The 26,262-nt window shown below is 40.9% G+C and carries 27 protein-coding genes; all 27 read left to right on the plus strand.

Annotated features, from left to right (window positions below; translation table 11 throughout):
• Window positions 1–316 (plus strand): ACT domain-containing protein (locus tag FC14_RS03365; RefSeq protein WP_156655730.1); only part of this gene is annotated, 316 nt, incomplete at its 5' end.
• An 8-nt stretch (window positions 317–324) separates the two neighbouring features.
• Complete coding sequence (locus FC14_RS11120; RefSeq protein ID WP_225435989.1) at window positions 325–678, plus strand: DUF3397 family protein; 354 nt, start codon at window positions 325–327, stop codon at window positions 676–678.
• A gap of 161 nt (window positions 679–839) precedes the next feature.
• Window positions 840–2,039 carry an aspartate kinase gene (gene dapG / locus FC14_RS03375; protein WP_056976478.1) on the plus strand — a complete coding sequence of 400 codons (1,200 nt, stop codon included), beginning with the start codon at window positions 840–842 and terminating at the stop codon, window positions 2,037–2,039.
• 217 nt (window positions 2,040–2,256) lie between these two features.
• Window positions 2,257–2,688, plus strand: a complete 432-nt coding sequence (gene mraZ / locus FC14_RS03380) for a division/cell wall cluster transcriptional repressor MraZ (RefSeq protein ID WP_050612502.1) — start codon at window positions 2,257–2,259, stop codon at window positions 2,686–2,688.
• A gap of 9 nt (window positions 2,689–2,697) precedes the next feature.
• Window positions 2,698–3,642 carry a 16S rRNA (cytosine(1402)-N(4))-methyltransferase RsmH gene (gene rsmH / locus FC14_RS03385; RefSeq protein WP_056976479.1) on the plus strand — a complete coding sequence of 315 codons (945 nt, stop codon included), beginning with the start codon at window positions 2,698–2,700 and terminating at the stop codon, window positions 3,640–3,642.
• Window positions 3,643–3,666: 24 nt separating this feature from the next.
• On the plus strand, window positions 3,667–4,029 hold the full coding sequence (gene ftsL, locus FC14_RS10855) for a cell division protein FtsL (RefSeq protein WP_056976480.1): 363 nt from the start codon (window positions 3,667–3,669) through the stop codon (window positions 4,027–4,029).
• On the plus strand, window positions 4,026–6,170 hold the full coding sequence (locus tag FC14_RS03395) for a penicillin-binding transpeptidase domain-containing protein (protein ID WP_056976481.1): 2,145 nt from the start codon (window positions 4,026–4,028) through the stop codon (window positions 6,168–6,170). The genes ftsL and FC14_RS03395 overlap by 4 nt, the downstream gene beginning before the upstream one ends.
• 13 nt (window positions 6,171–6,183) lie before the next feature.
• Complete coding sequence (locus FC14_RS03400; RefSeq protein ID WP_056976482.1) at window positions 6,184–7,638, plus strand: UDP-N-acetylmuramoyl-L-alanyl-D-glutamate--2,6-diaminopimelate ligase; 1,455 nt, start codon at window positions 6,184–6,186, stop codon at window positions 7,636–7,638.
• A gap of 25 nt (window positions 7,639–7,663) precedes the next feature.
• Complete coding sequence (mraY, locus tag FC14_RS03405; RefSeq protein WP_056976483.1) at window positions 7,664–8,629, plus strand: phospho-N-acetylmuramoyl-pentapeptide-transferase; 966 nt, start codon at window positions 7,664–7,666, stop codon at window positions 8,627–8,629.
• Between the two features lie 21 nt (window positions 8,630–8,650).
• On the plus strand, window positions 8,651–10,027 hold the full coding sequence (gene murD, locus FC14_RS03410; RefSeq protein ID WP_420890257.1) for a UDP-N-acetylmuramoyl-L-alanine--D-glutamate ligase: 1,377 nt from the start codon (window positions 8,651–8,653) through the stop codon (window positions 10,025–10,027).
• Window positions 10,027–11,121 (plus strand): undecaprenyldiphospho-muramoylpentapeptide beta-N-acetylglucosaminyltransferase, encoded by a 1,095-nt coding sequence (gene murG, locus FC14_RS03415; protein ID WP_056976485.1) that lies wholly within the window; start codon window positions 10,027–10,029, stop codon window positions 11,119–11,121. Before murD ends, murG begins: the two co-directional genes overlap by 1 nt.
• A 16-nt stretch (window positions 11,122–11,137) precedes the next feature.
• Window positions 11,138–11,986 (plus strand): cell division protein FtsQ/DivIB, encoded by an 849-nt coding sequence (locus FC14_RS03420; protein ID WP_056976486.1) that lies wholly within the window; start codon window positions 11,138–11,140, stop codon window positions 11,984–11,986.
• A 164-nt stretch (window positions 11,987–12,150) separates the two neighbouring features.
• Window positions 12,151–13,503 (plus strand): cell division protein FtsA, encoded by a 1,353-nt coding sequence (ftsA, locus tag FC14_RS03425; RefSeq protein ID WP_056976487.1) that lies wholly within the window; start codon window positions 12,151–12,153, stop codon window positions 13,501–13,503.
• Window positions 13,504–13,517: 14 nt separating this feature from the next.
• Window positions 13,518–14,759, plus strand: coding sequence for a cell division protein FtsZ (gene ftsZ / locus FC14_RS03430; RefSeq protein WP_056976488.1), 1,242 nt, complete (start codon window positions 13,518–13,520; stop codon window positions 14,757–14,759).
• 26 nt (window positions 14,760–14,785) lie between these two features.
• The gene (locus tag FC14_RS03435) at window positions 14,786–15,208 is read left to right on the plus strand and encodes a cell division protein SepF (protein ID WP_056976489.1); all 423 of its coding nucleotides are present in this window, start codon (window positions 14,786–14,788) and stop codon (window positions 15,206–15,208) included.
• 11 nt (window positions 15,209–15,219) lie between these two features.
• Window positions 15,220–15,474 (plus strand): YggT family protein, encoded by a 255-nt coding sequence (locus tag FC14_RS03440; RefSeq protein WP_050612490.1) that lies wholly within the window; start codon window positions 15,220–15,222, stop codon window positions 15,472–15,474.
• Between the two features lie 12 nt (window positions 15,475–15,486).
• Window positions 15,487–16,272 (plus strand): YlmH family RNA-binding protein, encoded by a 786-nt coding sequence (locus FC14_RS03445; RefSeq protein WP_056976490.1) that lies wholly within the window; start codon window positions 15,487–15,489, stop codon window positions 16,270–16,272.
• A gap of 34 nt (window positions 16,273–16,306) precedes the next feature.
• On the plus strand, window positions 16,307–17,029 hold the full coding sequence (locus FC14_RS03450; protein WP_056976491.1) for a DivIVA domain-containing protein: 723 nt from the start codon (window positions 16,307–16,309) through the stop codon (window positions 17,027–17,029).
• 260 nt (window positions 17,030–17,289) lie between these two features.
• The gene (ileS, locus tag FC14_RS03455; protein ID WP_056976492.1) at window positions 17,290–20,085 is read left to right on the plus strand and encodes an isoleucine--tRNA ligase; all 2,796 of its coding nucleotides are present in this window, start codon (window positions 17,290–17,292) and stop codon (window positions 20,083–20,085) included.
• Window positions 20,086–20,235: 150 nt separating this feature from the next.
• Window positions 20,236–21,213, plus strand: coding sequence for a diaminopimelate epimerase (gene dapF / locus FC14_RS03460; protein WP_056976493.1), 978 nt, complete (start codon window positions 20,236–20,238; stop codon window positions 21,211–21,213).
• Between the two features lie 9 nt (window positions 21,214–21,222).
• On the plus strand, window positions 21,223–21,759 hold the full coding sequence (locus FC14_RS03465; RefSeq protein ID WP_056976494.1) for an NUDIX hydrolase: 537 nt from the start codon (window positions 21,223–21,225) through the stop codon (window positions 21,757–21,759).
• Window positions 21,760–21,945: a hypothetical protein gene (locus FC14_RS03470; protein WP_050612484.1), complete on the plus strand. Its 186-nt coding sequence runs from the start codon at window positions 21,760–21,762 to the stop codon at window positions 21,943–21,945. It begins immediately after the preceding gene.
• 12 nt (window positions 21,946–21,957) lie between these two features.
• Window positions 21,958–22,641: a 5'-methylthioadenosine/adenosylhomocysteine nucleosidase gene (locus FC14_RS03475; protein WP_056976495.1), complete on the plus strand. Its 684-nt coding sequence runs from the start codon at window positions 21,958–21,960 to the stop codon at window positions 22,639–22,641.
• A 15-nt stretch (window positions 22,642–22,656) separates the two neighbouring features.
• Window positions 22,657–23,808, plus strand: a complete 1,152-nt coding sequence (locus FC14_RS03480) for a cysteine desulfurase family protein (RefSeq protein ID WP_056976496.1) — start codon at window positions 22,657–22,659, stop codon at window positions 23,806–23,808.
• A 9-nt stretch (window positions 23,809–23,817) separates the two neighbouring features.
• The gene (locus FC14_RS03485; protein WP_050612481.1) at window positions 23,818–24,159 is read left to right on the plus strand and encodes a DUF1831 domain-containing protein; all 342 of its coding nucleotides are present in this window, start codon (window positions 23,818–23,820) and stop codon (window positions 24,157–24,159) included.
• 160 nt (window positions 24,160–24,319) lie between these two features.
• Window positions 24,320–25,447 (plus strand): tRNA 2-thiouridine(34) synthase MnmA, encoded by a 1,128-nt coding sequence (mnmA, locus tag FC14_RS03490; RefSeq protein ID WP_056976497.1) that lies wholly within the window; start codon window positions 24,320–24,322, stop codon window positions 25,445–25,447.
• 154 nt (window positions 25,448–25,601) lie between these two features.
• Complete coding sequence (locus tag FC14_RS03495; RefSeq protein ID WP_056976498.1) at window positions 25,602–26,255, plus strand: histidine phosphatase family protein; 654 nt, start codon at window positions 25,602–25,604, stop codon at window positions 26,253–26,255.
• Window positions 26,256–26,262: the final 7 nt, after the last annotated feature.

Raw genomic sequence — 26,262 nt, forward strand, 5'->3', positions numbered from 1 at the left:
CTTCATCAACATTAACCCGGACAAAATCGTGTTTAATTTAAATAGGGAAGAAAGTCGGTTAGCACAAAAACTTTTAGAGGCGCAAAAAATTGAGGCCCAGGTTGTTCCAGACTGTGCTAAGGTTTCGATTGTTGGTGCCGGAATAATGGGAACCCCAGGGGTAACGGCTAAAATAGTAGCTGCCTTGTCTAAGCAAAAAATCCAAATTCTCCAAACAACTGATAGTTACACGACTATCTGGGTGCTAGTCAATGGTAAGGATTTAGTAGCGGCTGTTAACGCCTTGCACGATACTTTCCTAGTTAAGGAAGCTTAAAGATGCTGATGAATCCGTTTATACAGTTAGTGGTTCTAATTTTATTAGCCTTGGTATTGTTCCTATTAAAAAAAAGGTTACGTTTGTGGCCGAAAAAGCTATTAGTAATGGATATTATTAGCCCTCTGTACCTGGTTCCGCTTGCCTTTTTTAGTCAAGAAATCTGGGGACTTTCCCTAAGCTTATACCTCATTTTTAGCTTAGCCTTGCTAGGACTATTGATGACGCTTAAGCAAATCTTGGTTAAAGGGGATATCATTTTGAGCAGGTTTTTGAGACGTTACTGGTTATTGGTGGACTTAGTGCTTAGTTTAAGTTTGCTGGTGGTTTTGGTAAGCAGAATAATCGTGTTTTTTAACTGAAATGAAAAATTATGCATTAATGGTTAATTAGCAATAAATAATTGCATTTTAATTAGTCACTCTGTATAATTAAAAAGAGTTAAATCAGATTAAAAAGAGTTAAATCAGATTAAAAGACACTTTTAAAAAAGTGAGATACTATTTAGGGGTGATTAAGGCTAATGAAGATTATTGTAGATAAGTTTGGCGGGACGTCGGTCCAAGATGAAGAGGCGCGTAAGAAAGCCATGGCCCACGTGGCTCACGCTGTGTCAGAGGGTTATAAGGTGGCCGTGGTTGTTTCAGCCATCGGAAGAAATGGCGCACCTTACGCTACAGATTCACTTTTAAATCTAGTTGGTGGTGAAAAGACAGCTTTAAACGGACGTGAATTGGATATGCTGGTTTCGGTGGGAGAAGTAATCTCAACGGCAGTCTTTACCCAAATGCTCAAGCAAAATGGCTACAAGGCCACGGCTCTAACCGGTCCGGATGCTGGTTTTAGGACTAACAATGACTACCAAAATGCCAAGGTAATTGACGTGCAGACGGACAAGATTATGGCGGCCTTTGAAGAAGTAGACATTGTAGTTGTGGCTGGTTTCCAGGGCCTATCAAAGGAAGGGCACGTTACGACTTTGGGTCGGGGTGGTTCAGATACATCGGCAGCCCTGTTGGGTGCAGCCTTAGGGGCAGAGCGCTGTGATATCTTCACCGACGTTTCGGGGATGATGACAGGCGATCCGCGGTTAGTCAAAAAGGCCCGCTTCTTAAAAGAAGTTTCTTACGAAGAAGTTGCCAATATGGCTCATGAAGGGGCGAAGGTTATTCACCCCCGGGCAGTAGAAGTAGCCCAACAAGCCCACCTACCACTAAGAATTAGGTCAACTTGGGATGGGGTTAATGAATTAGGGACCTTGATTTCCAATAGGAACCTCTCAATCAGTCATTACCGGACGGTAACAGGGGTAGCCCACCAGGTAGGGTTAACTCAATTTAGCATTGCGACAAGTGATGTTACGGCAGACGAAGTGTTTAACTTACTGGCAGCCAATAAGTTAAGTGTTGATTTCATCAACATTAGCCCCGATAGAATTGTTTTCAATTTGAATCGGGAACAAGGGGAGGCGGCACAGGCTTTATTTACCAAGGAAAAAATTAAGGCTAAAGTAGTGGTAGATTGCGCTAAGGTTTCAGTAATTGGTGCGGGGATGCTAAATACTCCGGGGGTAACGGCCAAGATGGTGGCGGCCTTATCCAAGCAAGAAATTCAAATCTTGCAAACAACCGATAGTGATACAACCATTTGGGTGTTAGTTCATGGCAAGGACTTACCAAAGGCAGTCAATGCATTACATGATACCTTTTTATTGAATGATTAATAAATCAATAAGATTAGTAGGGTGAATTTTCGTGAGAAGACGAAAATTCACCTTTTTTGTCGTGGCCGATTTAATTGGCAGCCACAGTAAGTTTTCATTTTTAGGGTAAGGTGGGTTTTTCTAAATAAGATGTGGTTGAAAGTGGGGAATTGTGGTACTATTTAATCATAGTATTATTTTAAGCTAGGGTTACTATCGTAAAGGCTGGTGAAGACGAATGTTCATGGGAGAATACCGGCATAGCTTGGACACTAAAGGGCGGTTGATTATCCCGGTCAAGTTTAGAGAAAAGTTAACGCCAACGTTCGTCTTGACGCGCGGAATGGATGGGTGCCTTTTTGGCTACCCACAGTCTGAATGGCAAAAGATAGCCACTAAGTTGCAAAGCTTACCCTTGACTAAAAAGGACGCCCGGGCATTTGTACGTTTCTTTTATGCAGCGGCCACGGAGTGTGAATTTGATAAGCAAGGTAGGATTAACATCCCTAGTATGCTACGCCAGCATGCACAACTGACGAAAAAGTGCGTGATTGTTGGGGTTTCTAATCGGTTTGAAATTTGGGCTGAGGAAAACTGGCTTGATTTTTGTGAGCAAACCGCCACGGATTTTGATGAGATTGCTGAGAATATGATTGATTTTGAACTTTAAGGTGAGACGATGACAGAATTTGAACATGTAACGGTCCTATTAAATGAGGCAGTGGATAATTTAAATATAAAAGCTGACGGCATCTACGTTGACTGCACACTAGGTGGTGGCGGGCATAGTAGAAAGATTCTTGAACAGTTAGGGCCAAAGGGTCACCTCTATGCCTTTGATCAAGACCAAACAGCATTGGATTATAACCAGGAAAATTTACGTGATTGGCTAGTGGCTAAAAAGTTAACTTTAATTAAGAGTAACTTCCAACAGTTAAAGCAAAAGTTAGCTGAGCATGGGGTAAGTCATGTTGATGGAGTCTTATATGATTTAGGAGTATCTTCTCCACAATTTGATGTTGCTGAACGGGGTTTCTCATACCGCCAGGATGCAATTTTGGATATGCGGATGGATCAAAGTCAGGCTTTGACTGCCCGCAAGATTGTAAATGAATGGTCTTATGGTGAATTAGTACGAATTTTCACTAGATATGGCGAAGAAAAATTTACTAAGTCGATTGCAAGGCAAATTGAAAGAAAGCGTCAGGAAGAAGAAATTCAAACGACCGGTCAATTGGTGGAGCTAATTAAGGCGGGAATTCCAGCTAAGGCACGGCGTAAAGGTGGCCACCCTGCTAAAAAGGTTTTTCAAGCATTACGAATTGCGGTTAACAATGAGTTAGGAGTTTTGGAAGACTCATTAGGTCAAGCCCTCTCACTATTGAATCCTCACGGACGAATAAGTGTCATCACCTTCCAATCCTTGGAGGATCGCCTGGTTAAGACGATGTTTAAGGAAAAAACTAGTTTGCCGGAATTACCAAGGGGCTTACCGGTCATTCCAAGTGAGTTGGAATTAGAGTATCGTTTAGTTAACCGTAAACCAATAACCCCTAATCAAGCTGAGTTAGAGGCTAACCACCGAGCTCATTCCGCTAAGTTGCGGGTTATTGAGAAAGTATAGTTATTAGGTAGGGGAGTGATTTAATTGGCACAACCGGCATTAAAAGAATGGACGGAAACTACTAACCCAAGTCCAGTACATAAAATTAATAAGCAAAAAAGGCTAGCTAAAAAGGTGACACTTGTAGGTAAAGATTTTATTTATTTAGCTGCAGTGGTAATCATTGCTTTTGCGGTTATGACTTCCGTTGTTAAGTCAACAGTCGCACTGACAAATGCTCAACATGAGTTACAGACAATTAGAAAGCAACAAACTAAACTTCAAGTTCAAAATACTAATGCCAAGCAAGAGATTAGTGAGTTATCTAGTCGGTCACGCTTGAGCAAAATTGCAGCTAGTGCGGGTTTAAAACTTAATGAATCTAGTACAAGGAATGTTACTAAATGAATATGAAAAATAAACGAACATTGAATAAGCAAAAAATGCAGTTAAAAAGAAAGCGACTAGGAATAGGCCTTTTTTTTACAGTATTCCTAATTTTTGTGATATTCATAGGGCGTTTTTTTTATGTAGGCGTTTTTCATAAAGTTGCAGGAATTGACCTAAATAAAAAAGTAGCGCAGTTATATGCTAACAAAACGCAAATCAAAGCTAAACGTGGGAGCATCTATGATACTAACGGGAATACAATTGCAGAGGATACCACCACGTACTCGGTTTATGTAGTTTTATCTAAGAGCGCGGTTTATTACGGGAAGCGCGCCTACTTGGCGGATAAGGATAAGGAAAAGGCTGCCCGGGTCTTAAGTAAGAATTTGCCCATTTCCTATGAGAAGGTTTACCAAATTTTAAATCCTGATAACCCAGATTTGTATCAGGTGGAACTTGGAACGGCAGGTAAAGGAATATCCTTAGAAACTAAAAAAGCCATTGAGGCAGCCAATATTACCGGCATTAACTTTACCCCTACCGTAGCTAGACTTTACCCTAACGGTAACTTTGCCTCTTACTTTATTGGCTTAACTGCAACTATGAACAACGAGATTAGTGGCACAATGGGGATTGAAAAAGTTTATAATGACTTTTTGAAGGGAACTAATGGTACCCGTAGCTATATGAAGGATAACAGTGGCACAGAGATTCCGGGAACGAAATCTAAGTACAAGAAAGCCAAAAATGGGGCTGATGTTTACACGACCTTAGATTCCCAATTACAGGTTTATATGGAAAATTTACTGACGGCTGCGCAAAAGAAATACCAGCCGCAATCTATGACGGCAGTCTTAATGAATGCGAAAACAGGAGCAATTTTAGCTGCTAGCCAGCGCCCAACTTTTAATGCCCAAACCAAGAGTAACATTCCAGTTTGGAGAAATGAGCTGTTGGCGGAAACCTATGAGCCTGGATCGACTATGAAGATTTTCACAACCGCAGCTGCCATTAATAGCGGTCATTATAATGGTAATGCTTACTACAATTCGGGAGCATTGACAATTGATGGTTCTAAAATTTACGATTGGAACCGGGCTGGTTGGGGAAGTATTACTTATGATCAAGCCTTTATTCGGTCTTCTAACGTAGGGATGGCTTTATTAGAGCAACAAATGGGTAAGAAACTTTGGTTAAATTATATCCAAAAGTTTGGCTTCCTAAAGGAAACTAATGCTGGCTTAGGCCCGGAATCTAAAGGAAGTATCTCCTACAATTATCCCATTGAGCAAGCTAATACTGCTTACGGTCAAGGGATAGACGTAACGGTCTTTCAAATGATGCAAGGTTTTAGTGCAATCGCCAATAACGGCAAAGAACTGCGACCTTACATGATAAAGAAAATTGTTTCGGCTGACGGCAATAAAGTTTTGAAGCAAGAAGGTAAAAAGGTAATTGGGCAGCCTATAAAGGCGACGACTGCTAAGCAGGTACGAAACCTAATGACGCAGGTTGTAACCGATGAACATGGGACCGGGACCGCCTTTAAATCAGACCAATATGAAGTCGGGGTCAAAACGGGGACAGCCCAAATTGCCTCCCCTAGTGGGGGCGGTTACCTAACTGGAGATACAAATTATATCTTCTCCGTTGTAGGGATGGCTCCCATTGATAACCCTAAGTATATTTTATATATTACCGTCAAACAGCCGAAGACCTTTGCCGGCAAGACTTCAGGCGAAATGTTAGCCGAGGTCTTTAACCCGTTGATGGAACGGTCAATGAAAGAGACTGCAGCTTCTACAAGTAAAAAGGCGGTGACGATATCTAACTATAAGAACCAATCTAGTTCAGAGGTTGCCGAGAAGTTGCAAGCCGCTGGGTTGGTGGTAACAGTCTTAGGTAATAAAAAGCAGATACAAGCCCAGTCTACACCAGCCAACCAAGAATTATTTGTAGGTAGTAGGATTATTTTAAAGACTGGTGGCACAATGACGATGCCAGATATTAAGGGCTGGTCACGCAGTGATGTCGTTAAACTAGCTACCATATTAGGATTAAAACTAAAAATTGTGGGAGCTGGATACGTAAGCGAGCAAAGTGTGGTTGCAAATAGTAATTTAAGTGGCGTCAAGGAATTGACGGTCAAACTCAGTTAAGAGGATGGATACAATGTTAGCAAGTGAATTAATTAGTAAACTGAAGTTCAAAGAAGTTGAGAATTTTACGGATTTTGAGGTTGCTTTGGTAACTCAAGATACAAGGGAAGTTGTAGCAGATAGTATTTTTATAGCAATAGCAGGTCATACAGTGGATGGCCATGCCTTTGTGGACCAGGCTTTACAAAGTGGTGCTAAACTCATCATTGCTCAAAAACCAATTAAGGTTGGCGTACCAGTCGTGTATGTTGAAAATACCTATAAGGCGATGGCTATCCTCAGCAGTGCCTTTTACAACTATCCTAGCCAAAAATTGCAAGTGATTGGAGTTACCGGGACTAATGGCAAAACAACGGTAACCCACATGATTGATGCTATTTTTAGGGACCAAGGTCAAAAAACTGGGTTAATTGGGACCATGTACCGGCGTATCGGTGATGAGGTTTTAAAAACTAACAATACGACGCCAGATATTATTACTTTGCAAAGAACTTTAGCTAAGATGGCGACTGTTAACGTCAGCGAAGTTGCGATGGAAGTCTCTTCAGTCGCCTTGATTCAAGGTCGGGTCTGGGGGGTAGACTTTGATGTAGCGGTCTTTACTAATTTTAGTCAAGATCACCTAGACTACCATAAGACTATGGCCAACTATGCTCATGCCAAGAGCTTGCTATTTGCACAATTAGGCAATAGCTATGGTGGCAAAGAAAAAGTGGCTGTTTTTAATTTAGATGACCCAATGAGCAAGAAGTTTATGCAAGACACCCCAGCTCAAGTATTGACTTACGGAATTGATAGTCCTGCCATGATTAGGGCAGAAAACATAGACATCCATAGCCAGGGAACAGATTTTGATTTAGTCGTGTTCAAACAAAGGTATCACCTCCACGTTAAGACGGTTGGGTTATTTAACGTTTATAACCTACTAGCCGCTTTTGGTGCCGCCTATGTATCAGGAATAGCGACAGAAGATATTATTTCCGCCCTAACTAAATTTCCAGGGGTAAAAGGTCGGCTGCAACTGTTAAGTCATAAGCAAGTAAGCGTAATTGTTGACTATGCTCACACCCCCGATGGGTTATTAAATGCTTTGGAAACAATTAATGATTTTGCTAAAGGTAAAGTGTACTGTGTAGTTGGGTGTGGCGGTGACCGTGATCACGATAAGCGGCCTAAGATGGCTCAAATTGCAGTAGCAAACAGTGATTTAGCTGTATTCACCTCGGACAATCCACGTACAGAAGACCCCCAAGCAATTATTGATGATATGTTAAAGGGCGTTGAAGCCGGGACTGCTAAAGTTATTGTAGACCGTAGTCAAGCCATTAGGTGGGCCCTAGAACAAGCACAACCCGGTGATGTGGTGTTAATTGCCGGTAAGGGACACGAAGATTACCAAATTATCGGCAAGCAAAAGTACCACTTTGATGATGTAGAAGAAGTAACTAATTATTTTAAGCAAGCCTAGTTTTTGTTATATAAGGAGAAAGATAATGGATATTATAGCGATGTTAATCCCGTTAGTAGTTAGCTTTATTTTGACGACTTTATTTACCCCTTTGTTTATTAATTACGCGCATAAGAAAAAACAAGGGCAAATGATTAGAGAAGATGGCCCAACTTGGCATGCCAAAAAGTCGGGAACACCAACGATGGGGGGCTTTGTTTTTAACTTTGTCATTGTAATTACGGCCTTACTGACGGCATGGTTACAGGATAACCTCAATTCCGCCGTGATTATTTTAGCCTTCATCTTACTTTTATATGGCTTTTTAGGTTTTTTTGATGATTCAATCAAGCTATGGAAGAAGCAAAATGAGGGGCTAAAACCTTGGCAAAAATTATTGGGTCAGATAGTAGGGGCCTTAATTTTTATGGGAGTTTACTTACACGAAGGCTTGCCCTTGTCATTAGCTTTAGGCGGATATGAGCTAAACATCGGTTTTATCTACGTATTATTTGTAATTTTTTGGTTAGTTGGTTTTTCTAACGCAGTAAACCTTACGGATGGAATTGATGGCTTAGTAGCAGGTCAAGCAACAATTGCCTTTGGTGCTTACGCTGTCATTGCGTATGTGCAAGCCCAGTATGCGGTGTTAACTTTCTGTTTAGCAGTGATGGGGGCATTACTGGCTTTCCTAGGTTTTAACCATAAGCCAGCCAAAATTTTCATGGGTGACATGGGATCGTTAGCTTTAGGGGGAGCTTTAGCTGCTGTTTCTATTTTGCTCCACCATGAACTATCTCTTCTCCTAATTGGAATAATTTTTGTTTGTGAAACTGCGAGTGTGATGCTCCAAGTTGCCTATTTCAGAAAAACCGGTAAGCGGCTATTTAAAATGAGCCCCATTCACCACCATTTTGAGCTATCCGGCTGGAGTGAGTGGCGGATTGATTTAACCTTCTGGGGAGTTGGCTTACTTGCGGCAGTGATTGTTGATTTAATAGTTATACTTTAATAAATAGATGGGAAGTCTTGTGTGATGAAAAAGATTACTACTTATCAAGGAAAAAAAGTACTAGTGTTAGGATTAGGTAAGAGCGGTATCAATGCGGCCGAGTTATTGGCTAAACTAGGTGCTAAGGTCACGGTTAATGATAAAAATGAACCAAGTGATTTAAACCAGGTAGCCGCTTTGGAAGCCCAAAATATCAAGGTGGTTACAGGCAGTCACCCACTTGCTTTATTAACAGATATAGATTTAATGGTTAAAAATCCTGGGATTCCATATACAAATGTTTTAGTGGCTGAAGCTCAAAAACGGGGGTTAAAAATTATAACTGAACCAGAATTGGCCTATGAAATTTTAGAGGGCCAAATGATTGCTATTACTGGGACAAATGGGAAAACAACCACAACGACAATGATTACCCTAATGCTAAACCAAGCAAGTGCTAAGCAACATGCCTATAAGGCTGGTAATATCGGGATTTCTGCCAGCAAACAAGCCCAAACGTTGGGGCAAGACGATATTTTGGTAACGGAGTTGTCTAGTTTCCAATTATTAGGAATTAGCGCTTTGCACCCTCATATCGCGGTACTAACCAATATCTATGAAGCCCACACTGACTACCATGGCAGTAGGGAAAACTACGTTAAAGCCAAAATGAGAATTACCATGAATCAGACGGCAGCTGATTACTTTGTTGTTAACTGGGACAACCCAGAGTGGCGCGAGCTTTCTAAACAAAGTCAAGCACAAGTCGTACCCTTTTCACGCAATAACCTAAGTCAAAAGGGAGCCTACCTAAAAGATGGTATCCTTTATTTCAGAGACAAAGCGATTATGGCAGCTACAGATATCAAGGTACCAGGGACACATAATGTTGAAAATGCGCTCGCTGCCTTAGCAGTCGCTAAGTTGATGGGAGTACCAACCGCAGCGATTGTGGAAGTATTGAAGACTTTTTCAGGGGTTAAACACAGGACCCAGTACGTCCGGACTATCAATGACCGTAAATTTTATAATGACTCTAAGGCTACCAACATGGAGTCGACAGAAAAAGCCTTGGCTGGCTTTAAGCAACCGGTCGTTTTGCTAGCGGGGGGCTTAGATCGCGGATTTACGTTTGAAAAGTTAGTCCCATTCTTTAAGGATTTACGCGGGTTAGTTGTATTTGGACAAACCGCGGAATTAATTGCTCAGGCTGGGGAAGCAGCTGGAGTTAAGCATATTATTAAGACCAAAAATGCGGTAACGGCTGTTCCGTTAGCCTATCAATTAAGCCAACCAGGAGATATCGTCTTATTATCACCTGCTTGTGCTAGTTGGGATCAGTGGAAGACGTTTGAAGAGCGCGGAGATAAATTTATTGAGGCAGTAACTAAACTGGCCCAAGAAGTGGAGGAAAAGTAATGCGGTTGTTAGTATCTGGTGGTGGGACCGGTGGTCATATCTACCCAGCCTTAGCTTTAATAGAGGCATTAAAGAAAAAAGATCCAACGGCAGAAGTATTATATGTTGGTACTACTCGGGGACTTGAGACGCGGATTGTGCCGGCTGCTGGGATTCCCTTAAAAACATTAAAGATTCAAGGCTTTAAGCGCTCCTTGTCGTTAGAAAACCTAAAGACGGTTTACCTCTTTTTAAAGAGCGTGCATGAATCTAAGCGAATTATCAAAGAATTTAGGCCGGATGTAGTTATTGGAACTGGAGGTTATGTCTGTGGTGCGGTTGTGTACGCAGCTAGCAAGCTAAAAATTCCAACTATGATTCACGAACAAAATAGTGTTGCCGGGGTAACTAATAAATTCTTGAGCCATTTTGTAGATAAAATTGGAATTTGTTTTGAGGATGCAGCCAGCCAATTTCCTGAAAAGAAAGTTATTTTGACAGGAAACCCGCGGGCGCAGCAGGTGGCACTGATGAAAAAGACTGGGCGGTTGTACAGTGAATATGGCCTCGAAAAAAATAAGAAGACGGTGCTTATTTTTGGGGGGTCCCAGGGAGCACGCAGAATCAATGAAGCTAGCACAGCCGCAATTTCTGCCTGGAAACAAGCAGACTATCAGGTCCTATTTGTTAGTGGTCAAGGTCACTATGAAAAAATTATGGCAAAGCTAGCTGATAAAAAACTACCTGAAAATGTGCACATCGTCCCTTATATCGCCGATATGCCAGCTATTTTACCCGAAGTCGATTTAATCGTGGGACGCGCTGGTGCCACTAGTTTGGCGGAAATTACGGCCTTGGGTTTACCAGCTATTTTAATACCAAGTCCCTATGTAACTAATGATCACCAAACTAAAAACGCCCAAAGCCTGGTAACTAGACAGGCAGCGGTCATGATTAAAGAAAGTGAGTTAGATGAAACTAGCTTGGTAGCTGCAATTAATAAATTGATGACCGATGATAAAGAGCGCATGCAAATGGCGGCTAACTGTAAACAAATGGGGATGCCTAATGCAGCAGACAAATTGTTAGCTGTTTTAGAAAGCCTAATCAAGTGAGGTTAGGGGGGTTTTTTTGAAAAAAAAGGTAAACAAGCCAGTTACTAGTGAGGTAGAATTAACCCCTTGGGAAAAGGCCCAGGCAAAACGGGCAAAGCAACAAACCCAAAAATTTGCTAAGCAAAAGCAAAAAAAACGCCAAAAACGTAAGCTCCCCTTGCTAGCAGAGGTAAAACGACGTCGGGTGGAGAAAACCGGGGGCAGCTTACTGGTTATTTTTGCTACGATTGCAATAGTCTCTTTGTACTTTATTTTGCCTATCAGTCGGGTAGCCCAAGTAAAGGTTGAACACCTGGCAACTAAAGATGCACAAGTAGTGGTTAAAGCCAGTAAGATTAAGCAACGCCAGACCCTATTATCAGTTTTATTGAATAAAAATAAGGCGGAAAAAACAATTGTCACTAACGTGCCCTTTGTAAATAGGGCTAAGGTAACTATGGCTGGAAGTCAAATTGTCATCAAGGTTAACCAATTTCGGCGGGTGGCCTTTTTGGAAAAGGATAAGCACTATTATTCATTGAGGCAAAATGGCAGTACAAACCTAAGTGAAACGACTAATATATCCGGAAATGTTCCAGTAGTTGTATATAAAGCTAATGCCAACCTTACTTTATTAGCGCAACAATTAAATTTGTTGCCAAATAGGCTACTAGGAGCTATTTCCGAAATTCACTTTACCCCAACTAAGTCCGACCCTACCAAATTGTTACTTTATATGAATGATGGCAACCAGGTAATTGCTAATGCCGAAACGCTTGCTAAGAAGTTGGCTTATTATCCAAGCATTGTAGCTAAAATGAACTATCAAGGAATAATTGACCTAGAAGTAGGGGCATATTCATATCCTAAGAATAGTAATGAATAACCTTAAGTTTTTTTTAGATAATTAAACAGACAACGATGGTAAAACACCTAACAAATGTGGTAAAATCTAATTATTAATACGAATATTTAATATACTTGTATAAGATAAAATGCAATAAAAAGATATGCTTAAATAAAAGATTATTCGAGTAGGAGGCCTAATTGATGGATAATTCTGGATTATATGTAGGATTGGACATCGGGACTACTTCGATTAAAGTCATAATTGCTGAGTATGTGAAAGGGCAGCTTAATATTATTGGATCAGGAAATACGCTTTCTGCTGGCTTGAATCGAGGGGTCATCGTTGATATCGATCAAGTAGTAGATGCAATCAAAGATGCAGTAAAGCAAGCTGAAGATAAAGCAGGAGTTGACATTACTGACGTAATTGTTGGGTTACCAGCCAACATGCTTCAAATTGAAAAATGTCAAGGAATGATCTCTATCGGTGATGATGCTAACCGCGCTAAGGAAATTACCGACGAAGATGTTCAGAGGGTTACGGAAGCAGCCCTTGTGCAAAATTTACCCCCAGAACGTGATGTAATCGATATAGCTCCTGATGAGTTTGTTGTGGATGACTTTGAAGGTATTAGGGATCCCCGCGGAATGGTGGGAGTTCGCCTAGAAATGAAGGGGGTCATGTATACTGGCCCTAAAACAATTTTATATAACACTAAAAAGTGTGTGGAAAGAGCCGGCTTGAGGGTTCAAGAGATTGTGGTTGCCCCAATTGCAACCGCTCAATTGGCGCTAGACGAAGGCGAAAAGGATTTTGGCGCGATTGTGATTGACTTAGGCGGGGGCCAGACCACCGCCGCAGTTGTTCATGATCACAAGTTAAAATATACATACGTCGACCAAGAAGGCGGCGACTTTGTAACGAGAGATATTTCCGTTGTTTTAAATACTTCCGTTGAAAATGCAGAGTCCCTAAAGCGAAACTACGGTTTGGCATTAGCTAGCGGTGCCTCTAGTGAAGAAACGTTTACAGTTCAAGTTGTCGGCAAGCAAGAGCCCCGGATGGTGACCGAAGAATTTTTGGCTCAGATTATCCAAGCTAGGTTAGAGCAAATTTTTGGCAAGATTGCTCAAGCCTTAGGTAAGGTTGGGGCTTTAGACTTACCAGGAGGGATAATTTTAACTGGTGGTATGGCCGACTTGCCGGGCATTGCCGAATTAGCGGAAGAAATTTTTGGAGTGAATGTACGCATTTTTAGGTCAAATGAAATGGGGCTAAGAATTCCTTCTTACACCCAGGTATTGGGGTTAGTTACTTACGTTGCTTTACAAAATGAAGTAGCTTTGGTGGTAAAACATACCATTGATAAGAAGTTGGGAACTAGCAACGTTAATGCCTATAGAAATGAACAAGTTAAAGATAGGCAAGCAGAAGTGCAGTCAGAAGAACTAGATGATTACGAAGAAGCAGCGGATTATCCTAACGAAGAAAAGAAGGGTGGCTTCTTTAGCAAGATAAAAAATATGATGGCTGGCCTATTTGACGAGGATTAAGGTGGAGGTAGAATATGAGTTTTGATATAACATTAGATTCAAATACAGAAGAAAGTCAAGCAGTTATTAAGGTAATTGGGGTAGGGGGCGCTGGTGGTAACGCCGTTAACCGCATGATTTCTGATAACGTTCAAGGGGTCGAATTCATCGTTGCTAATACCGATGTTCAAGCTTTAAAGAATTCTAACGCTGAGGTAAAAATTCAGTTAGGACCTAAATTGACACGGGGACTTGGTGCCGGAGCTAACCCTGATAAGGGCCAAAAGGCAGCGGAAGAAAGTGAAGAAGCAATTGCCCAAGCTTTAGAAGGTGCCGACATGATTTTTGTTACCGCCGGAATGGGTGGCGGTACAGGGACAGGAGCTGCACCGATTGTGGCTAAGATTGCCAAAGAACAAGGGGCACTTACTGTTGGGGTCGTTACCCGCCCATTTACCTTTGAAGGGCAAAGACGTGCAAAGTACGCCGCTGAAGGTGTTGCTCAATTAAAGGAAAACGTCGACACCTTGGTAATTATTTCTAACGACCGTTTATTAGAAATTGTTGATAAGAATACCCCAATGTTAGAAGCCTTCCATGAAGCCGATAATGTTTTACGGCAAGGTGTGCAAGGGATTTCTGATTTAATCACTTCTCCAGGTTATGTTAACTTGGACTTTGCCGATGTTAAGACTGTGATGGAAAACCAAGGGGCAGCCTTGATGGGAATCGGAACTGGCGAAGGCGATAACCGGATTGAAGAAGCTACTAAGCGGGCAATTTCTTCTTCATTACTGGAAGTATCAATTGATGGGGCAGAGCATGTCTTGCTTAACATCACCGGTGGTAGTGATTTATCACTATTTGAAGCACAAGCCGCTTCAGAAATTGTGACCCAAGCTGCTTCGAGCGATGTCAACATTATCTTTGGGACTTCAATTAACGAAGAACTAGAAAATTCGGTGGTTGTAACTGTAATTGCAACTGGGATTGATAAAAAAAACGAAAGCAAAAAGCCTAAGCAAATTTTAAATGAACGTCCACGTGCGTCTAAGCAAGAGACGGATGGGGACACTGGTTCCAAGGACAAATTCAATGACTGGAATATAAGTCGTGAACTTGATAATGGTCCTAAAGTTACCCCTAAGACTAGAACTAATCGCTTTGAAAATGTTGAAAAGACTCAGTTTGATGTCTTCGGCTCAGGTTCTGCTCAATCAGTTGATAGTGATGATGACAATTTAGATACACCACCGTTTTTAAGACACCGTCATTAAAAAATGGATAGGGGGTGCTAAGAAAAATGAATAATATGTTGAAGCGTTTTTTTGGTGATGACTATGACGAAGAAGATTACTATGAGGAAGATGAAACACCAGTTACTAGTAATTCAGATACTAGCCGTGATACTAAGGTGATGTCATTGGTCGGTAAGAATAAAGGCCAAACAGTTGAAAAGAAAATCATGATTTTTGAACCACGGGTCTTTTCTGATGTGAAGCAAATTGCGCGGAGACTGTTAGCCGGTGAAGCGACCTTGGTTAATTTTCAAAGAATGGATGATGATAGTGCCCACCGCGTAGTCGATTTCCTTTCAGGGGTAGTCTTTGCAGTCGACGGAGAAATTAGGCGGGTTGGTGAAACCATTTTTCTTTGTACTTCAAGTAGTTTCACGATTGAGGGCGATTTATCGGGCTTTGGTCAAAGTAAGAATAGTTTTAATTAGGGAGTGACAATTTGCTGTTTACCGTTATCATAAATTTATTTAGCTTATACGAATTGGCTCTAGTAGTCTATGTTTTGATGTCTTGGTTTCCAGGTGCATATCAGACTGGACTAGGAAGGTTTTTGGCTAGTATTTGTGAGCCATACTTAGAGATATTTCGCTTCATTCCGCCATTGGGGGGAATTGATTTTTCACCGCTAGTTGCTTTTTTTGCATTAGGAATTGTTGAAAAAGGGTTGCTATTTTTCTTAAGTTTAATTTTGTAAGAGGTAAAAACGATGGTAAACCCTACAATCTATCAACATTTTCGGGTGGAAGAAAGACCCTTGGTCGATGAGTTTATGGCTTTAATCGCGCAAGCGCAAACTGAGTACCGTCCAATCTTGACGCACTTTCTAAATCCAAGGGAACGTTATATCATCCAAACGTTACTGGGAAATAGTGACGAGCTAAAACTTGAGGCTCGTGGTGGCTATTTAGCGGCCGAGCGAAAGCGAATGTTAATTTTTCCAAGTTACTATGAACCACAAGCAAGTGACTTTGAAGTAACTCCGCTAGAGATAAGCTATCCGCAAAAGTTTGCGGAACTAAGCCATGGCCAAATTTTAGGTACTTTAGTGAATAGTGGTTTAAATCGAAATGTAATTGGAGATATTATTACAGATGGTGAGCGTTGGCAAGTATTTACACAAACTAACATGAAGGATTACTTTCAAAGCCAAATTGAAAGAATTGCCAAGATTAAGGTTAAGTTAGTTGAATTAGATCAAGCGCAAGTCATTGAGCCTTTGGATGAATGGCAACAAGCTAGTATAACGGTAACTTCCCTTAGGCTAGATGCAATAATTGCGAGTTGCTATCATATCTCGAGGCAACGGGCGAAAGAATTAATCAAAAGTCGTAAGGTCCAACTTAATTGGATGCTAATTGAAAAGGCTGACTATACTTTGGACTCGTACGATATCATTTCTGTCAGAGGTCACGGCAGAATTCGTTTAGATGAAGTGTTAGGAACGTCTAAAAAAGGTAAATTACGTTTAGGCGTATCCATATTAGGTAAATAATTATGTAGTCATTACATACTTGGAGGTGTTGGGGATGGCATTGACCCCATTAGATATTCATAATAAAGAATTTCATGTAAAGTTGCGTGGTTACGATCAAGATGAAGTAAATGACTTCTTGGATCAAGTTATTAAGGATTATGAGCAAGCGTTAAAAGAAAATGAACGTTTAACAGATAGCCTTAAGCAAAATCAAGAAAAGCTTAAGTACTTTAATGATTTGAAGGACTCCCTTAACCAATCAATTATTGTGGCCCAAGAAGCAGCTGACAAGGTTAAGGCAAACTCACAGCGAGAAGCTGAAATTATTAACCGGGAAGCGCAAAAGCAAGGTCAAGATATTATTGACCAAGCCAACGAAAAGGCGCGTCATATCCTAGATGAAGCTTCTAAGAAGGCTAAGAAGTTAGCGGTAGAAACCGATGATTTACGCAAACAAGCAAGAATCTTTAGACAAAAACTCCAAGTAATGATGGAATCTCAACTTGAAGTGGTTAAAGGTAGCGAATGGGATGAAATCTTGAAGCAAGGCGACACAAGTAGCTTTGAAGAAATTCAAGAAGCAATTCGTAAGGATGAAAGTCTTGACAAAGACGGCAGTTCAGAAGTACAATCAGTTGCAGATGATATTTCATTTTCTAATGGAGACTCACAAACTGACACTGAAAATGATAATGAAACGGTTGTCGTTTTCCCAGATGCTAGTGATGACACTGATGATAATGAATTTGCAGATAATGTTTATATTAATAATTAATTAGAAGAACGCGAGGGTTTATCTTAGACAATAGCGAGCCAATGGTTGGTGGAAGATTGGTAGTTGGCGGATAAACACTTATCATCTTTATAAATACTAGGCTGAACTAATAGTAAGCGTGGTCGGCTCATTACCGTTATCAAATGGTTAAGATGAACTTGTTAAAGTTTAAATTTGGGTGGTACCACGGTAAGATCTCGTCCCTTGTGATGAGGTCTTTTTTTGTACCACTGAGTTATTAAAAGAGAGGAAGGCTGTCTATGCGAGTTAAAGACACATTAAATTTAGGTAAGACTAAATTTCCAATGCGGGGTAACTTACCAGTTCGTGAATTAGAACGGCAAAAGGCTTGGGAAGAAAATAAAGTATACCAACAAAGACAAAAATTAAACGAAGGTAAACCTAGTTTTGTTTTACACGATGGACCTCCATATGCTAATGGTAACATCCACATGGGCCACGCTTTAAACAAAATTTCTAAGGATATTATTGTACGTTCTAAGTCAATGATGGGCTTTAGGGCACCTTATGTTCCTGGTTGGGATACACACGGTTTGCCAATCGAACAACAGCTAAAAAAGGCTGGGGTTGACCGTAAGGCAATGAGTGTTGCTGAATTTAGGGAAAAATGTCGTGAATATGCCCTAGAACAAGTCGATAAGCAACGGACTGACTTTAAACGCTTAGGGGTAGCCGGTGAATGGGATAACCCTTACGTAACCTTAGACCCTAAGTTTGAAGCAGCTCAAATTCGGGTCTTTGGCAAGATGGCCGAAAAAGGTTTAATCTACAAGGGTAAAAAACCAGTCTTTTGGTCTTGGTCATCCGAATCAGCTTTAGCTGAAGCAGAAGTTGAGTACCATGACGTAACTTCTCCATCCGCTTTTTATGGTGAACAAGTTGTGGATGGTAAAGGAGTCTTAGACACAGATACCTACATGGTGGTTTGGACTACTACCCCTTGGACTATTCCTGGTTCTGAAGGGATTACGATTGATCCTAACTTTAATTATTCTGTTGTTAAACCAGCAGGCAGCGACAAGAAATATTTACTAGCCACTGAATTAGTTAAGCAAAACGCTGAACTCTTTGGCTGGGAAAGTTATGAAGAAGTTAAGGTTGTTAAAGGTAAAGAATTAGACAAGGTATTGGCACAACATCCATTTTACCCTGACCGGAAGTTAGTCACGATGTTGGGCGACTTCGTTACTTTAGATGCTGGGACCGGGTTAGTCCACACGGCTCCTGGTTTTGGGGAAGACGACTTTAACGTAGGGATGAAATACGGTTTAGATATCTTTGTTCCTGTTGATGACAAAGGTTACCTAACTGAAGAAGCCGGGCCTGACTTTGCCGGAGTCTTTTATGAAGATGCTAACGAAATTTCACTAGCTAAATTAAAAGAAGCTGGGCTACTTTTAAAGACTATGGACTATGAACATAGTTACCCATTTGACTGGCGGACTAAAAAGCCAATTATCTTCAGAGCTACTCCACAATGGTTTGCATCCGTTGATAAGATTAGGGATGAAATTTTAGCTGCGATTGATGAAGTTAAGTTCTTCCCAGATTGGGGTCAAAAACGACTTCACAATATGATTCGTGACCGGGGTGATTGGGTTATCTCACGGCAACGCGTTTGGGGTGTGCCTTTACCAATCTTTTATGCCGAAGATGGTGAAGCAATCATGACCAAGGAAACCATCGAACACGTGGCTAAGTTAGTGGAAGAATTTGGTTCTAATGTTTGGTTTGAACGTGAAGCTAAAGACTTACTACCTGAAGGCTTCACAAGCGAACATTCACCTAATGGGGTCTTTGTTAAGGAAACAGATATCATGGACGTTTGGTTCGATTCTGGTAGTTCCCACCAAGGGGTATTAGCTTTACGTGATTACCTAAAATACCCATCAGATATGTACCTTGAAGGTTCAGACCAATATCGTGGTTGGTTTAACTCAAGTTTGATTACAAGTGTGGCTGTTTCGGGTAAAGCTCCTTATAAACAAGTCCTATCACAAGGGTTCACGCTTGATGGTAAGGGCCACAAGATGAGTAAGTCCTTGGGTAACACCATCGTTCCAAGTGAAGTAATTGACAAGATGGGGGCCGAAATCATCAGACTTTGGGTTCTAAGTGTTGATTCTTCTGCGGACGTCCGGGTTTCAATGGGCAGTTTCCAACAAATTTCTGAAAGCTACCGGAAATTCAGAAACACCATGCGCTTCTTGTTAGCAAATACTAGTGACTTTGATCCTAAGAAGGACACGGTTGCATACAAAGACTTAGAATCCCTAGATAAGTATATGTTAGTTTTAACTAATAAATTTACTAAGGAAGTTCTAGATGCTTATGCTAACTATGACTTCATGACGATTTACAAAAAGTTAATCAACTTCTTAACTACGGAGTTATCAGCTTTCTACTTAGATATTGCTAAGGATGTAGTTTATATCGAGGCAGCAGCTAGCCAGAAGAGACGTTCAATGCAAACAGTTCTTTACGAAGTAGCTGTTCGCTTAGCTAAGCTAATGACACCTGTAATGCCACACACTACTGAAGAAGTTTGGGAATATCTAAAAGAACCAGAAGAATACGCTCAATTATCAGAGATGCCAGCAGTTGAATACTATGATGGACAAGACCAATTGGTTGAAAATTGGACTCGCTTCATGAAGGTTCGTTCTGATGTCTTGAAAGCTTTAGAAGAAGCACGGAATGCTAAGTTAATTGGGAAGTCATTTGAAGCCCATGTTAACCTTTATGTTTCTGAAGGGGTTAAGGCTGAACTAGATAGCCTCAATACTAATTTACGGCAAGTCTTAATTGTATCTGCTTTGGATGTGTTACCACTTGAAGAAGCACCAGCGGATGCATTAAAACTCGACGCGGTTACTGTTAAGGTAGAACATGCCAGCGGCGAAGTTTGCCCACGGTGCCGGATGATTAAAGAAGATGTCGGTGCAGATCAAGACTTACCTAGGTTGTGTGCTCACTGTGCTCAAATCGTACGGGCTAACTACCCAGAAGCTGTAAGTGCTGGTTTAGAGGATTAATAGTATTTGATTAGTAAAAACAAACCTTGGCTTTAATTGCTGAGGTTTGTTTTTTGCTCAAATTAGGGCTAAGGTTGGAATACTTCACACTGGAATTGTTTTTTGTTAAGATGGAGTAAGTAATAAATTTCGCTTAAGAGGTATTGTAAAATGAAGATGTTGAAAGTTCATGGTTCAAATAATGATTTTTTTATTTTACCAGCCGCTAATTTAACGAAGCCTTTGAGTGAAGCTGAGTTAAAGTTACTAGCCCAAAAGCTTTGTGATAGAAAAAGTGGATTACATGGTGGGGCCGACGGGGTTTTGTATGTAACCCCTGGTCATGATGCTAGCGTAGCTGGAAAGATGCGGGTAATTAACGCTGATGGTAGTGAAGCAAGTATGTGTGGGAATGGTTTACGGACCGTAGCGCGTTATTTGAGTACGCAAACCGGGTTAACTGATTTTAAAGTGGAGACCATGCACGCTGATTTAGAAGTAAAAGCAGCTCCTGCATTTGCCAAGGGAGTACCCGCATTTGATGTTGAGATTTCACCAGTCAGCTTTAAAGCAAAAGATTTGCTAATGCATATTGATAAGGAACAACTAATTAATGAAACTGTTCCCCAGTTAGGAAGCAATTTGAAGTTCACTGCCGTGGCAGTGCCTAACCCGCACTTAATTAGTTTTGTTGACCATGAAACTTTAATGGGGGAAGAACTAGGTCGGATTGCTACCTACTTGAATGATGGTCAAAATCCACTCTTCCCTGATGGGGTTAACGTCAGCTTTGTAGAGGTGTTAGCAACTAACAAAATTTTTGTTAGAACTTACGAACGAGGGGTTGGTTATACCAACGCTTGTGGGACAGCAATGTCTGCTTCTAGCTTAGTTTACTCACTACTTTATCCAGAAACTTCCGTGGAAGACTTAATCACGGTAATAAATCCAGGCGGAATGGTAAAGACTAAGGTTCATCAACGTCAAGATGGGTCATACTGGATGTCACTGATTGGGAATGCAAGCTTTGTAGCCGAAGTTGAACTTGAACAAGCTGATGCTATGCAAGGTGACTTTACTAAGGCAACTTGGAATGAAACTGGAGAACAAGCGGCATATGAAGAATTTGTCGCTAACTTAAAAAAGTAGGTGGTCATGATGGACTTTGAGGAAAAAGTAATCTCTAACCAAAATTTATACGACGGTGCCATTTTGAAATTAGACTTAGAAACGGTCAGTCTGCCGGATGGACGTCAAGCCAAGAGAGAAATTGTTCGCCATCAAGGTGCTGTCGGCATAATTGCAATAACTCCGGCTAATAAAATCGTGTTAATTCGGCAATGGCGTGCACCTTTAGGTCAAGTTACCCTGGAAATACCGGCAGGGAAAATTGAACCGGGAGAAACACCTAGTCAAACTGCGGTTAGGGAACTAAATGAGGAAACAAGGTTTCAAGCTGAAAAGCTAGAACTACTAACTGAGTTTTATACTTCACCAGGCTTTGCTGATGAAAAGATGTATCTTTACCATGCCGTTAATTTGCAGGCAGTAGCTGATAAACTAGCTCAAGATGACGATGAGTTTTTGCAATTGGAAGAACTGACTTTAGCTGAAGTTCAAGCTCAGATTGCAGCGGGAACGATTTGTGATGCCAAAACCCTAATGGCAATTATGATATGGCAGGCGATGCAATAGATGACAGAAGAACAAGTAGAAACCAAGGCTGAAAATCTAAGTCGGACAGAGATGCGTAAGCAACAAAAAGAGCTCTTAGAGGAGGCCAAGATAACCAAACTAAAACGGCGCCTTAACTATGTCATTGCCTTTTTAGTGACGGTATTAATCTTGATTTTGTTGTTTATGCGTTTTATTAATTTTTAGGTGGTAGATTTAATGAAATATGGAATTATTTGTGCGATGGAAGAAGAAATCAAGGCATTACGCGCACAGTTAACGAATGCTAATGAAGAAAACATTGCCAATATGATTTTTTATAGTGGGCAAATTAATGACCACGAAGTGGTATTGGTGCGGGCAGGAATTGGTAAAGTTCAAGCTGGGGTAACGACAGCCTTTTTAATTGAAAACTTCAAGGTTGACGCTGTGATTAATTCAGGGTCAGCTGGTGGAATTGGAACTGGCTTGGCTGTAGGAGACCTAGTGCTTTCTACCGGGGCCGCTTACCATGATGCTTCGGCGACTGTCTTTGGCTATAAACCGGGCCAACTACCACAGCAACCACAAATTTTTGAAGCTAATCAAGAATTGTTGCAAGCCGTTAGTGAAGCGGCAAGCCAAGCAGGTTTACAGGTAAAACCTGGTTTAATCGTGACTGGTGATCAGTTTGTTTCTTCTCAAGCCCAAATTGCGGCAATTAAGGAAATTTATCCACAAGCACTATGTTGTGAGATGGAAGGGGCAGCGGTAGCTCAAGTGGCCTACCAATTTGATAAGCCTTTCTTAATTGTCCGGGCAATGTCGGACGTTGGGGATGAAGACGCCGGTCAAAGTTTTGATGAATTTATTATTGATGCAGGTAAGAAGTCGGCGCAAATGATTCTTAACTTACTTGCTTAGTAGGGATGATATTAAATGAATTATATATACTTAGATAATGCTGGAACCACCCCCATGGCACCAGAGGTTATTGCGGAAATGACTACGAAGATGGAAACAACCTTCGGTAATGCTTCTGCGGTCAATTATTATGGTCGCCAGGCGCGTTTTGTTTTAGATACCAGCCGTCATTTAATCGCACAATCAATTAATGCCCAAAATGACAACGAGATTGTTTTTACTAGTGGTGGGACGGAAAGTGATAATACGGCTATTATTCAAACGGCTTTAGCCCGTAAGAGTGAAGGGCGGCATATTATTACCAGTGTAGTTGAACACGAGGCGGTCTTAAAGCCAATGGCTTATTTAGAAGAAATCGGTTTTGAGGTTACTTACTTACCAGTTGATGAAAATGGGCTGATTTCAATTACAGACCTCAAAAAAGCTTTACGGCCAGATACCATTTTGGTCTCAATTATGATGGGGAACAATGAGGTGGGGGCCAGGATGCCAATTCATGAAATCGGTCAAGTAGTGGCCGCTTCTAACGCTTGGTTCCATACTGATTGTGTTCAAACTTATGGATTGCTTGAGATTGATGTTCAGGCAGATAAGATTGATTTACTTTCTACTTCAGCTCATAAACTAAATGGACCTAAATTCATGGGTTTTTTGTACCGGCGTGATGGGCTCAACTTTAAACCCTTATTAAAAGGGGGAGACCAAGAATTAAAGTGGCGTGCCGGCACTGAAAATATTCCTGCCATTGCTGGTTTTGCTAAAGCAGTTGAGTTGGCTAACCAAAATAAGGCTAAACATCGGCAGGATTATTTAGCTTTTAAACAACAATTTATTGACGAACTTACGGCTTTAGGAATCGAATTTGAAGTTAACGGTAAGCATAACGAAGATGAATTACCCCATGTTTTAAGTATCTGGTTTAAGGGTTGTCCAGCCGATGTGTTACTGACCAACTTGGATTTAGCTGGGGTATCTGCCGCTGCTGGTTCAGCATGTACAGCGGGCTCGCTCGAACCATCCCATGTTTTGACGGCGATGTATGGAAAAGACAGTCCGCGGGTAAGTCAGTCGTTACGTTTTAGTTTTGGAATTACCAATACCAAGGACGAAATTAGTCAAACTGTAGCGGCCCTCGCTAAGATAATTGGGCGCTTAAAAAGAAAGTAGGGAAATATTATGGCATATACAGAGGTAGCAAAAGTTTTAGGAGCACAGGATAGTTACCGGCTTTCACCTGAAATTAAAAGATATTCATTGCGGGATGTGGGCTTTGTTGAAACAAAGGGAGGCAAGTTTCAACTAGAACGTTCATTGGATCCTAATACTCCGTTTGGTCAAGCCTTTAAGTTAAAGGTAGTGGTCGATGCTAGCCTAAAGAAGTTTAAATTGGCAACAGTTACTGCTAACGGCTTGAAGGAAGTTAACGTTTTTACTGGTAAAAATGCTGAGGTTAACGTTGAACAATTAAACTTTATTTTGGCCGACTTAGTAGCGCATAATATTTTAGTTAAACTATAGTACGAAGGGCTATTCATCCTCGTTTCAAATTACGAAGATGAATGGCCCTTTTTAAGCTGACAGCTTGCAGAAAAGAACTTTTATTAGTATAATAGCTCTTACTGGATAAGCGACCTTCAAATCGTAGATTCAGAATCTGAAAGAAATGATGGTGACTTAAATGAAAGATAAGAGCCAAATTCGTGTCGTAGTCGGCATGAGTGGCGGAGTTGATTCATCCGTGTGTGCTTACTTATTGAAGCAAGAAGGCTATGACGTTGTCGGGGTCTTCATGAAGAACTGGGATGATCAAAATGATAGTGGTGTTTGTACGGTAACAGAGGATTATCAAGATGTTGCGAAAGTAGCTAATCAAATTGGCATTCCTTATTATTCAGTTAACTTTGAAAAAGAATATTGGGACCGAGTGTTTACCTACTTTTTAGACGAATATAAAAATGGCCGGACACCAAATCCTGATGTGATATGTAATAAGGAAGTTAAGTTCAAGGCCTTCCTAGATTACGCAATGGAATTGGATGCAGATTATATTGCCATGGGACATTATGCGCAGCTTAAGCGCGACGAAGATGGGACAGTTCACCTAATGCGGGGGGCAGACGATAATAAGGATCAAACTTACTTCCTTAGTCAACTTTCCCAAGAGCAACTCCAAAAAGCAATGTTTCCAATTGGTGGCATGAATAAGCAAGAAGTTCGTGAAATTGCCAAGAAGGCGGGCTTAGCCACCGCTGAAAAGAAGGACTCAACCGGAATTTGCTTTATCGGTGAACGTAACTTTAGTAAGTTTCTAAGTGAATTTTTACCCGCGCAACCAGGTAAGATGATGACGGTCGATGGTGAATATAAGGGTGAACACTATGGTTTGATGAACTATACTATTGGTCAACGGCGGGGGCTCGGAATCGGTGGTGATTCCAAGAGTAACGAGCCGTGGTTCGTAGTCGGAAAGGATCTTAAGACTAATACTTTATTAGTTGGACAAGGCTATCATAATGAGCACCTTTATGCAACTAGTTTAGATGCAAGTAAGTTGAGTTTTGTTGCTCCAATCGAAGAACGGGGCAATGAATTTCACTGTACTGCTAAATTTAGGTACCGGCAAACTGATAGCGGGGTAACAGTTCGTTTTAATGAAGATAAGACTAAAGTTGACGTTATCTTTGATGAGCCAGTTCGTGCGATTACCCCTGGACAAGAAGTGGTCTTTTACGACGGCGCTGAATGTTTAGGGAGCGGGACGATTGATCATGCTTACCAAGACGAAAAATTATTGCAATATGTCTAGGCTTAAGAGTAAGTCTTAACGGGACTAATTAAATCTACGTTTAGTTATTAAACGTAGATTTTTTATTTACCCCAAAAAAGGGGGTGGTGTTTGAAGCCAAAGCTTATTTCTAGTAAAATAAAGGGTATTAGATAAGATGAAGGAAGTTTTTTAAGTGACTAAACTATATTTTGTTAGACATGGTAAAACTGAATGGAATTTAGAAGGTAGATACCAAGGGGCTAAGGGGGATTCCCCCCTATTAGGACAATCGTATGCTGAAATCGAGCAGTTAGCAACTTATTTGAAGCAATTTAAGTTTGCCAAAATTTATACTAGTCCCATCAAACGGGCTAGGGTTACGGCTCAAAAATTAGCTGCTAGTCTAGACCAAAATGTTAAGCTAGAGATTAATGATGCCTTTAAGGAATTTAACTTGGGCCAAATGGAAGGAATGTATTTTACAGACTGTGAGCGCCTTTTTCCTGAGGAGGTAGATGCTTTTAGAAACCATCCCGACAAATACGATGCAACCAAAATTGGGGGCGAGTCTTTTGAAGAGGTTTTCGCTAGGATGACCCCTAAAGTAAAGGAGATTTGTCGGCGCTATCCTAACGAAAACGTAATTATCGTTAGTCATGGGGCAGCCTTATGTGCTGAAATTAGGCACTTACTGGGAGTACCTTTAGAGCAATTGCGAGCTAAGGGGGGCCTCAATAATACTAGCACTACTATTTTGCAAACGAATGATGGTGAACATTTTAAATGCTTAGCCTGGAATAAACATGATTATCTTAAAAGAAAATTAGATAAAACAGATATGGTTTAGGTGGAAG

The sequence above is a fragment of the Ligilactobacillus agilis DSM 20509 genome, from assembly GCF_001436215.1.
In the GTDB taxonomy this organism is placed as follows: Bacteria; Bacillota; Bacilli; order Lactobacillales; family Lactobacillaceae; genus Ligilactobacillus; species Ligilactobacillus agilis.